Below are 11281 nucleotides of genomic sequence, written 5' to 3' on the forward strand. Positions count from 1 at the left end.
CAGTTGGGGTTTTGTTTTGCCCGCAGAAAAGCGAAATTACTGCCTCAGCCGTTCCTGCGTGGGCTCTAAGTGAACAGTGCGAAACGCTGAGCCGCAGCGGCTCTCTCACCCTTCAGGGCGTTCAAAAACATCACCGTAGAAAAGGCAGCCCTGGGCAATTGGTAGCGAATAACTTGTTGTCTGTCCCATAGTTGGCAATAAAGCGCATAAAACTATTGAAAAAAACTTCTATAAGCTCTAAATCGAAAGCTCACTGGCGCATTGCTAGCGGTCAGTAAGTGAGTATCGCCAGTTTTGGCTCAGGGAGCACAGATGAGTTTTCGTCCATTGACCGACTCCCCATGGCAATCGAATGACTGCGACGCGGTCGCATCCCAACTGCAAGGGAACCCGGATACTGCCGGCATGGCAGACGCTGGCAACGAGGACACGATCGAGCAATTGCTGGATTCGGCACGCAACTGGGGCCATACCACCGCGTGGGCCGTTTACCGCGCCGGTGAGCAAATGCATTTGTTCGGGCAAGGCGACCCACGGGTGCACTGGCCATCAAGCGTTGCAAATGAACAGTTCGATGCCTTTTGCTCAACCAGGTGCTTGCAACGCTGGCCGACCGGTAAAGGCGAAAGTGTGCTGGGTTGGCTACTCGCGCCAGTCACCGATACCGCGCAGACGGCGCTCGCCGAGTTTGCCCGGCACTTGGGCATTCAAGTACAGACCAATACCCTGGCCCGTGCGCAGATTACTCAGCGTGTGCTGTATGAAATTACTTACCTGGCCAGTTCGACCCGCGACCGGTCGGTGTTTCTGGTGGGGGTTCACCGGCTGCTAGCCAGTCTGATCGATGCCGAGAACTTCTATCTCGCGCTGTATGACCCGCACAGTGGCAAGATTGACTACCCGTATTACGTCGACATCATCGACGTTGATGCCCTGGAGTCCGAGAACTACGAATACCTTGACCCTTCGCGCCTGTCGTTGACCGGCCAGGTGTTGACCACTGGCCAGCCGCTGCTGATCGACGCCGCCGGCATTCTCGCGGCTCAGGCCGAGGGCCGTTTCTACTGCGTGGGTGATCGTCCCGAGTTCTGGATGGGCGCACCGTTGAAAAATGCATCGGATGACGTATTTGGCATGCTGGCGATGCAGGTCTACGACGTTTCTCGTACCTACAGCGCTGAAGACCGCGCGCTGTTTCTGGTGGTGGCCCGCCACGTGGCGATGGCGCTGGACCGGATTCTGCACCGAGAGGACCTCGAAGGGACGGTGCTGCGTCGCACCCTGGAGCTTTCGGCACTCAACGACGCATTGAGGCAGGAAGTGGCAGACCGGGAACGCGCCGAACATCTGCAGAATGCGCTGTTCCAGATTGCTGAGCTGTCGAGCCAGCCTGGTGAGATGTCTGAGCTGTTTCAATCCTTGCATGGCATCGTCGGTGATCTGTTGTTCGCGCAGAACTTCTACATTGCACTGTTCGACGACGCGACCAGCGAAGTGACCTTTCCGTATTACATCGATGAGCGGCAGACAACATGCCCGGTGGCGCGGCGTGGGCGCCGAGGCTTGACGGAGTACGTTATCCGTCAGCGTCGACCTTGCCTTATCGACTTCGATGAAGCTGACCGATTGTCTGCGCAGGGTGAAATCGAAATTGATGAGTCTGTCCGAGCCTACTCCTGGCTGGGCATTCCATTGTTCGATGGCGATGTGGTGCGTGGCGTGCTTGCGGTGCAAAGCTATACCTCTCAGGTGCGATATACCCAGCGGGACCAGGAACTGCTGACGTTTGTGTCGCGGCACATTGACACCGCGTTGTCGCGACGCACGGCCGCCGAAGCCATCCATGTCGCCAACCTCAAGCTGGAAGCCCGTGTGCAGGACCGCACCCGCGAGCTCGATCACGCCAATGCCAAGTTGCAACACGAAAATTCCCACGATGCGCTGACCGGGCTACCGAATCGTACTTACCTGCAACAGCGTCTCAATCTGGCCTGGTCGCGGTTCAACAGCGAAGGCGGGCACCTGGCGGTGATGTTTATCGACCTCGACCGTTTCAAGATGGTCAATGACAGCCTTGGTCACCATTTTGGCGACTTGCTGTTGATGCAGGCCGCCCACCGTCTACGCGGTTGTCTGCGTGCCTCCGACATGCTGGCTCGCCTGGGGGGCGATGAGTTTTCGGTGCTGGCTCCCGAGGCGCCGCTGGACGTGGTGATCGAAATCGCCGAACGGATCCTGGTGGCGTTTGACCTGCCGTTTTTCATCAATGGCCATGAAGTTTTTTCGTCCTGCAGTATCGGTATTGTCAGCGCTGACGGTCAGTTCCATCACGAGCCCGCCGACTTGCTGCGCGATGCCGATGCGGCGATGTACCGGGTCAAGAGTGCCGGGCGCGACAGCTACGCAGTGTTCAATCAGGAAGTGCGCCGTGAAGTCTCGGACCAGGTCGAGCGTGAAGGGGCCTTGCGCAACGCGCTCAAGCGTACCGACGAACTGCTGCCATATTTCCAGCCGATTGTCAGCGTTGAAAGCGGCGAGCTGTTGGCCCTTGAAGCGCTGATCCGCTGGCATCAGCCGGGTGGGCGGGTGATCGCGCCGGGCGAGTTTTTGCCGGATGTCGAGGGTTTGCGCCTGATCGGTCGACTGGACCTTTACATGCTCACCAGCATCGCAGTGATCCTTGCACAACCCCGGCACGCCAATTGGCCCGCGGTGCACGTCAATTGCTCGAGCTACAGCATGACGCGTCCGGACTTTGCCAGTGAGGTGCTTGCCCTGTTGGCGCGGCACGGAGTCTCGCCGTCACGGATTTGCCTGGAGTTGACCGAAGGTGCACTGGTAGCCGAGCCGGCGATTGCCCGACTGACCATGCAGCAACTGGCCGACAACGGCATGTCGGTGGTGCTCGATGACTTCGGTGCAGGGTTTTCATCCCTGAGCTATGTGCATCAATATCGTTTCAGCGGCTTGAAAATCGACAAGTCGTTCATCCTTGAACTGACCACCAGTTCCCGCAGTCGCGCGATCGTCCGGGCGATTGTGCGGATGGCCGAATCGCTGGACCTGAGTGTGGTGGCCGAAGGTGTCGAAGATGAAGCGACCCTGGACTTGCTGCGCGAAATCGGTGCAGGGCAGGCCCAGGGTTACTATTTTGCCAAGCCAATGGGGTTGGAGGATTTGTTGGCGAGTTCGCTGGTCAGTCGCTAGAGGTTGTTGACGTTTCAGGCCGCCGCGCTCACGCCGGCGCCTTTTTCCTGCGTCGCAACGTCATGCAGGGAAATCCTTGAAGTCTCCGGTAATGCCAGCCCACCCGCCAGCGCGAGTAATGCAATCGCGATGAGGTAGAACGCCGGCGACAAGTTGCTACCGGTGGTGCTGATCAGCCACGTTGCCACCAGCGGTGCGGTGCCGCCGAAAATGGTATACGCCATGTTGTAGGTGATGGCCGATGCGGTGTATCGAGTACGGGTAGGGAAGGTTTCCGAGAGCAAGGCTGCCGTCACCACGCCACACAACACAGCGCCAATCGCCAGAAGCATGACGCCGACGACGGACGCTGCGAACGAGCCGGAGCTGGCCATCAGGAACGATGGATACACCACGACAATCAATAGAGCGCAAGCCGTCATTACCGTGACTCGACGCCCGACCCGATCCGAATACAGCCCGGCCAGCGGGCAGATCGCCGCCGCGAAAAGCAAGGCAATCAGCGACACCAGCAACGCTGTTGCGCGACTCAGGCCACCCGCGACTTGCAGGTAGGTAGCGAAGTAGGTGGTGAACATATAAAACGAGAGTGCCGTGAGTGACACAAAGGCACCCAGGCAACAGATAGCCGCACCATGGTTGCGCAAGGTTTCCTTGAGTGGGGAATGGGCTACTGCATGTTCCTGGGTCACCGCCTGGAATGCCGGTGTCTCATCGAGCTTCCAGCGCAAGTAAAGACCCACCAGGCCCAGCGGCGCGGCGATCAGGAACGGCAGGCGCCAGCCCCAGCTACCCATCGCTTCGGCCGATAATGACGCCTCGAGTGCGTAGGCCACCACGGCTGCCGCGGCGAAGGCGGAAAATGTCGACACGGGAATGAAGCTGCCGTACCAGGCGCGTTTATCACGCGGTGCATGTTCCATCAGGTAGGCACATGCGCCTGCGTATTCTCCCCCGGCGGAAAAGCCTTGGGCGCAACGGATCAGGGATAGAAGAATCGGCGCCATGACCCCGATCGCGGCGTAAGTGGGCAGCAGACCGATCAAGGTCGTCGCACCGGCCATCAGCAGAATCGTCATCGCAAGGGTTCGCTTGCGGCCGATCCTGTCGCCCAGCATGCCGAAGAAAATCCCTCCAAGGGGCCGAAACGCAAAAGCCACGGCGAATACTGCAAAGGTCTTGAGTAGCGCGGCACTGGCATCGCCGCTGGGGAAAAATTGCTGGGCGATGGTCGTGGCCAAAAAGCCATAGACGGCGAAGTCGAACCACTCGACGAAATTGCCGATACCGGCGGCCACAATCACTCTTCTCAGCGTTTTAGGGCTGACTTGCTCTGTAGTTGCGCTCGTCATGCTGGACCTCGACTGTTCGTCAGTAAGCTATCGATTATCGGGGCAGGCACTGAGGCGGTTCACTTCAAAAGTGTCATCCACATAGTCAGTACCGACTTCATGCAGTTGGAACAGGCATGATTCGCGCCAGATTGGCGGAACGTGTGCTTGCTGAGAATTAGTTCCTTTGGATTAACACTAATGTTTGTTCTAGCACCGAAAGGCCCGTTTGCAGAAACGCTCCGGTTACTGCGCCATGAACCACATAAAGCAGGAGGCCCGGTAAATAAACTCGGCAAGAAGTAACAAATAGTAAAAATGAACTATACCCAATAGGGCAGTCGCTTCTGCCCCCGGGACATCATACTGCTGAAGATGCAGGTCCCAGGAACTTCAACGTCAAGCCGACCGAGAACTTCTGGTTATGGACGCTTTGAAAATTCAATGCGCTCAAACACTACACCGAGTCCGCCACGCGACTTTCACCTGCCCGGTCCACCAGGGCGGCCAGTTCTTTGGCAAAAACCGTCGATTTGGCACAGCGCTCCCGGTATTGATCGTGACCAACACTCAGCCGTATGACGACAGCATCATCTTGTGCAGCGCTCAACCTGCAAGGTTTACGTGATCAAGCAGTAAGCATTAGCCCCTGTCCGGCCGCGTGCTGCACGTTGCCGGACCCAGGTTCAAAACTCTGAAAAAGGCAAGGAGTTTGCGATGGCTGATTCAAGCAAGAAAATGGGTTTGATGGGGCTCACGACGCTGGTAACGGTCAACATGATGGGCTCGGGTATCATCATGTTGCCCACTAATATGGCCCAGTTGGGTGCCGTGTCGCTGCTGTCATGGATTTTCACCGCGATCGGCTCGATGGCCATCGCCTACTGCTTTGCCCAGTGCGGGGTCTTCTGTCCGCGTTCTGGCGGCTTGTCCGCCTACACCGAAGAAGCCCATGCGAAGTCGGGGTTTTTCCTCTGCTCGTACCTGTACTTCCTGTCCCTGGCCATCGCCAACGTGGCCGTGGCCATTTCGGCGGTGGGCTATATGACCGCCTTCTTGCCCTGGCTGGGCACGGGGGCCATTCCGCTGTGCATCGGCACGATCTCGCTGATCTGGCTGACCACCTTCGCCAACTTCGGGGGGCCTGGTATTACCGGCAAGATCGGCGCGTTCACGGTGTGGGGGGTGATCATTCCGGTAGCCGGCCTGAGTATCATCGGTTGGTTCTGGTTCAAGCCCGATGTGCTGGCCGCTGCCTGGAACCCGAACAGCCTGCCGATTTCCGAAGCCATCAGCAAAGCCATACCCCTGACCCTGTGGGCGTTCCTGGGCATGGAATCGGCGGCCCAGGCCACCGATGCCGTGGAAAACCCCAAGCGCAACGTGCCATTGGCCTGCCTGTTCGGCACGTTGGGTGCAGCCGTGGTCTATGTGCTGTCGACCACCGTCATCCAGGGCATCATCCCCAATGCTGACCTGGCCAAGTCCACGGCACCCTTCGCGCTGGTCTACGCCACGATATTCAGTCCGATGGTCGGCCATATCGTCATGGCCCTGGCGGTCATGGCTTGTATCGGCTCGCTGCTGGGCTGGCAATTTACCCTGGCGCAAACTGCCAAGATGACGGCTGACCAGGACCTGTTCCTCAAGCTGTTCAGCAAGGTCAACTCGATGAATGCGCCCGTCGTCGGCATGATTGTCTGCGGTGTACTGCAAACCCTCATGGCCTTGTCGACCATTTCACCCGATGCCGCCGCCCAGTTCAGCAAGCTGGTCAGCCTGGCAGCGGTAACCAACCTGATCCCCTATATCACTGCGCTGACCGGTCTGCTGGTGATCATGCACAAGGCCGGGGTCTCGTCGGCGATTCGCACGCGTAACGTGGTGGTATTGCTGATTGCCGTAACGTACTCCTTGTACGCCCTGTATGCCTGCGGCAAGGACGCAGTGATGGGCGGCACCCTGGTACTCGCTGTTGGCTACTTGCTCTATGGGTTCCTCGCCAAGCGCTTCGCCGACGTATCACCAGCCAGCCATGCCAGGGCCGGTAATCCTTAGGCGTGGCTATCAGGACTGCACAGACATCTGCATACGGGGAAACCGGACATGAACGTACCATTTGCCAAAACCACCAGATTGCTGCTTGCCATCGCGCTTTCGACGCTGCCGCTGATAGCTGGAGCCAACACCCTTGAGCGCGTGCGCAGCAGCCACATCTTTACCCTGGGCTACTTGCCAGACCTGGCGCCCTTCAGCAAGCAGGAAGGCGACAAGGCCAGCGGTTATGCCATCGACCTGTGCTTGAAGGTCGCCGACAAGCTCAAGAGCGAGTTGGGCCTGCCCGACCTGCAAGTGCACTACCTGCCTGTCAAGATTTCGGACGAGGTCAACGCCGTGAGCCAGGGTAAAGTCGATATCCTCTGCACGCCGACACCGCCCACCCTGGAACGGCGCAAGATGATCAGCTACTCCATACCGATCTACACCGCCGGCCTCTCGGTCGTGGTGCGCAAGAATGCCGCCGAACCGTTGCTCAATGTGCTCAATGGCAAGGTTGCCAATACCGGCCCGACCTGGCGTGCCAGCATCAACAATGGTCTGGCCAACCACACTTACGCGACCCTCGAGGGGGGCGTGACCGAAGACTGGATTCGTGAACGGATGCGCCTGCTCAACGTGATCGCCTCGCTGGTAACCGTGGCCAACATCGACGAGGGCGTCAAACTGGTCGCCGAGGGCAAGGCCGATGCCTTCTTCTCAGAACGCATGCTGTTGCGAAACGAAATCACGAAGGAGGGCGCGGCCGGGAACCTGATGGTCCTGGACCGCATCTTCGAGTACTCGCCGGTGGCGATGATCGTGGATCGTAACGACGAAGACTTCCGTTTGCTGGTTGATACGGCCTTGAGCGAAGCCTATTACACAGGCGCCATAGAAAAGGCATACGACCAGTACCTGGGCGGGTCCAACGATACCGTGAGAAAACTGTTCAGGGTATATGCATTGCCCTAGTGACATCGAGCAAACCTGTGGCGAGGGAGCTTGCTCCCGCTGGACTGCGCAGCCGTCCCTTTTTTGGGGGGCGCGCTCCGCACCCCGGCGGGAGCAAGCTCCCTCGCCACAGGTGATTTAATTGGCTCGGGTCTGTGTCAATTCGCGAAGACCATGATGAAGCAACCGAAGACCGTCAGCAGGATTCCCGAGACTGCAAACGCTACGGGAAATCCGACCCACGGTACGTTGCTGCCAATCTCCGTCGCGGCGTTGCAATCTGGGCCCCGGCCCTGCGGGTAGCGGTACACCGCCGCGCTGGATGCGCGTCAACTGATGTTGCCCGGCCAGGTCCAGCCAGCGTACTTCCAAGGCGATACGCGCGCAATCCAAAGGCCTTGTGAGCGGTGAGACCGTCGTCATCGGCATCATGCATGCCATGCTGTAGAGGGATGCCGCCATGGCAATTCAACAACCCACCGCTATGGCACCTGCAACCGTGCCCAGCCAATAGCCCTTGTCGCATAAATTTGAAATCTACGGCGTTGCTCGACAGAATCGCGCCCCGATCCGGCCAAAGGTGCCGGACGTTCATGGTGAAAAGGGGCTGCAGTTGAACGAACAGACACTGTCCATGCGTCTGGAGCGCGTGGCGGCACATGTGCCAGCAGGTGCGCGCCTGGCCGATATCGGCTCGGATCACGGCTACTTGCCGGTGGCGTTGATGCGCCGTGGCGTCATTGCGGCGGCGGTGGCCGGTGAGGTGGCAATGACGCCGTTTAACTCGGCCGAACGCACCGTGCGCGAGAACGGCCAAGAGCTGCGGATCAGCGTGCGCCTGGCCAACGGCCTGATGGCGATCGAGCCGGGAGACGGGATCACGGCAATCAGCATCTGCGGCATGGGCGGCGAAACAATCCGTGACATCCTCGACAGCGGCAAGGCGCGCCTGAGCGGCCAGGAATGTCTGATCCTGCAGCCCAACGGTGGCGAGCAGCCACTGCGTCAATGGCTGATGGAAAATGGCTACCGCATCCTCTGCGAGGAAGTGCTGCGGGAAAACCGCTTCGACTACGAAATCATTGTCGCCGAGCGCGCCGGACCGGTGCTGTACACGGCCGAGGAGCTGTACTTCGGCCCGCTGCAGATGCGGACCCGCAGCCCGGCGTTCCTGGTCAAGTGGCAGCGCATGCTGCACCTGAAACAGCAGACCCTGAGCAACTTCGCCCGGTCGCGGCAGGCCGTGCCCGAGGAGAAGGTACAAGACATCGCCCGGCAGGCGCGGTGGATCACCGAACTGTTGGCCTGAGCCCGCCAGGGTTCGTCCGAACAGTCGCCGAACGGCTTGCAACGAGGAGGAGTCCATATGTAGACATTCCTCAGGACTGGCCTCCAGGTAGCACGATGTTCGATTTTTTCCCCATGCTGATGCGTGATTCGGTCGATTTTTCTCAACGCGTGCCAAAGTCCTGATAGTCGGTGGTTGACACTGGGGCTGACAGCATTAATCTAAAAGCTGTGGGAATATTTCCCACGTAACGTTGCTAACTGGCTCTGAAGGACCGTGCGGAAACCGCAGTTGCTCGTTAATGCTGCACATTTATGGCCGCGCCAGTTGGCTGGCCGCTCCAATAGGCGGCTGGGAACTCACTGATCATTGCGTTCGATACGGAGATGACTACGCAACTCCCAGCGGAGGTGCATCATGCTGTTAAAGAAATGTTTATTAGCTGTGGCAATTGGCGGAGTCCTGTCGGCATCGACGGTCCTGGTGCCCGATTACATTGGTAGCTTCTCCAGCGTGTATGCCAAAGATGGCGGTAGCGGCGGCGGTGGCGGCCATGGCGGTGGCGGTGGCGGTCATGGCGGCGACGGAGGCGGCCATGGTGGCGGCGGAGGCGGCAATGGCGGCGGCGGAGGCGGCCATGGTGGCGGCGGAGGCGGCAATGGTGGCGGCGGAGGCGGCAATGGTGGCGGCGGAGGCGGCAACGGTGGCGGTGGTCACGGTGGTGACGGCGGTGGTGGTCACGGTGGCAACGGTCATGGAGATGGTGGCGATCATGGTGCTGCAGGTGGTCATGGCGGCCAGGGACGCGGCGACGCTGACCATGGTATGGCTGGGAACAAAGGCCCAGGCAACGCACGTGACAACGACGCTGACCATGGTATGGCAGGGAACAAAGGCCTAGGCAAGGCACGTGACAACGATGATGACCGTGGTATGGCAGGGAACAAAGGCCCGGGCAAGGCACGTGACAACGATGATGACCGTGGTATGGCAGGGAACAAAGGCCCAGGCAAGGCACGTGACAACGACGATGACCATGGTATGGCCGGGAACAAAGGCCCAGGCAAGGCACGTGACAACGACGATGACCATGGCATGGTCGGGAACAAAGGCCCAGGCAACGCACGTGACAACGACGCTGAAGACGATAACGACAACGATGCCGCAGATGCAGCCCGGGACGCTGCCAGAAATGATGCGGATGCAGCCCGGGACGCTGCCAGAGCGGCTGCAGATGCAGCGAGAGATGCCGCCAGAGCTGACGCGGATGCTGCCAGGGACGCTGCAAAAGCTGCTGGCGTAGCGGGCGCAGATGCTGCCAGAGATGCAGCCCGGGCCGCCGCAGATGCAGCCAGGGATGCCGCCAAGGCAGAGGCAGATGCAGCCAGAAATGCTGCCAGGGCAGCTGCTGATGCGGCCAGGAACGCTGCCAAAGATGAGGCGAATGAAGCCAGAGAGCCGAACGAAGCCGCCAGAGAGGCAGCCGAGGATCAGGCGGACGCAGCTAGAGAGGCTGCCGAAGATCGGGCGGACGTAGCCAGAGAGCCGAACGAAGCCGCCAGAGAGGCAGCCGAAGATCAGGCGGACGCAGCCAGAGAGGCTGCCGAAGCTAAGGCGGACGTAGCCAGAGAGGCTGCTGAAGCTCAGGCGCAAGCAGCCAGGGAGGCTGCGGAGGATGCCGCGGACGCTCCGGACGCCCCGGATATCGACGTGGTTGAGGTTCGGAACTAGGCCTGCACATATTCAGCAATGAATACGGCAGGTATACCCGTTGAAAACGTCCTGGGAGCCTGAAGGACGTATCGGCAATGAGTCGCAAACCCTGAACAATCGCGGGGTTTGCGACTTTTTTTCATATCGTGTCGTACGGTCCGGAACACCAACGAGGATGACCGCCGGCTCCAGGCAGCGCATCACCATCTGCCTTTATTTCTATACAGAATCCAACCCTCCAGCAGTCTCCACCCCCGACCAAGGCCTGTTCGTCATGAACACGGCCTCTTGCCTTCTGCGCGCCTTCGTATTCGTTGTGATTTTTTTTCGTGTGCCGCCGACGTTGAACGCTGCCGCCGCCCCAACCGTCGGTCGGCTTTCTCATGTGCAGGTTGACCCGGAGCCAGATAGGGCTAATTTACAGAGTGTGGGAAAAAATCCCACGCTAATGGCTCAGGGAAACTGTAGAACCGAGGGTTGCTCCCATACCGCTCCCGGATTGCAACCTGATTGCGTTGGCACTGCTCGCGGTAAATCACCAGGAGAATGCACGATGAACACTTACTTGCTTTTCAAGAGAGGATTATTGGCGCTGGCAATCGGTGGCGTCCTCTCGGCTTCCATTGTTTTGGTTCCCGACACCGTTTCCCATGAATCGAGTGCCTATGCCAAGGATGGTGGTGGTGGTGGTGGTGGTGGTGGTGGTGGTGGTGGTGGTGGTGGTGGTGGTGGTGGTGGTGGTGGTGGTGGT

General features: G+C 59.3%; 8 protein-coding genes and 1 pseudogene. 8 read left to right on the forward strand and 1 reads right to left on the reverse strand.

All coding sequences use genetic code 11. The features are described from left to right. Together PMI28_RS31280 and PMI28_RS02845 are read left to right on the forward strand one after the other, a co-directional pair. The coding region (locus PMI28_RS31280) for a hypothetical protein (RefSeq protein ID WP_238540716.1) at positions 1-191 on the forward strand (191 nt) is incomplete at its 5' end. A 121-nt stretch (positions 192-312) separates the two neighbouring features. Beyond that, positions 313-3207: a sensor domain-containing phosphodiesterase gene (locus PMI28_RS02845; protein ID WP_007991830.1), complete on the forward strand. Its 2895-nt coding sequence runs from the start codon at positions 313-315 to the stop codon at positions 3205-3207. A 14-nt stretch (positions 3208-3221) separates the two neighbouring features. Here the strand turns inward: PMI28_RS02845 and PMI28_RS02840 are convergent, their stop codons facing one another. After that, positions 3222-4559, reverse strand: coding sequence for an MFS transporter (locus PMI28_RS02840; RefSeq protein ID WP_007991832.1), 1338 nt, complete (start codon positions 4557-4559; stop codon positions 3222-3224). Positions 4560-5255: 696 nt separating this feature from the next. On the opposite strand from PMI28_RS02840, the gene potE reads away from it, so the two are divergent. The 6 genes and pseudogenes from potE to PMI28_RS31425 all read left to right on the forward strand — a co-directional run. Further along, positions 5256-6596, forward strand: coding sequence for a putrescine-ornithine antiporter (gene potE / locus PMI28_RS02835; protein ID WP_007991833.1), 1341 nt, complete (start codon positions 5256-5258; stop codon positions 6594-6596). A 48-nt stretch (positions 6597-6644) separates the two neighbouring features. Beyond that, complete coding sequence (locus PMI28_RS02830) at positions 6645-7550, forward strand: amino acid ABC transporter substrate-binding protein (RefSeq protein ID WP_007991835.1); 906 nt, start codon at positions 6645-6647, stop codon at positions 7548-7550. Between the two features lie 592 nt (positions 7551-8142). Beyond that, positions 8143-8838, forward strand: a complete 696-nt coding sequence (locus PMI28_RS02825; RefSeq protein ID WP_338010081.1) for a tRNA (adenine(22)-N(1))-methyltransferase — start codon at positions 8143-8145, stop codon at positions 8836-8838. Positions 8839-9370: 532 nt separating this feature from the next. Beyond that, positions 9371-9718 (forward strand): hypothetical protein, encoded by a 348-nt coding sequence (locus PMI28_RS31285; RefSeq protein WP_238540718.1) that lies wholly within the window; start codon positions 9371-9373, stop codon positions 9716-9718. Continuing rightward, positions 9697-10548 (forward strand): hypothetical protein, encoded by an 852-nt coding sequence (locus PMI28_RS31290; protein WP_238540717.1) that lies wholly within the window; start codon positions 9697-9699, stop codon positions 10546-10548. The genes PMI28_RS31285 and PMI28_RS31290 overlap by 22 nt, the downstream gene beginning before the upstream one ends. A gap of 535 nt (positions 10549-11083) precedes the next feature. Continuing rightward, a pseudogene (locus tag PMI28_RS31425) lies at positions 11084-11281 on the forward strand (hypothetical protein); the annotation flags it as partial.

The organism is Pseudomonas sp. GM48 (assembly GCF_000282335.1).
Taxonomy (GTDB): Bacteria; Pseudomonadota; Gammaproteobacteria; order Pseudomonadales; family Pseudomonadaceae; genus Aquipseudomonas.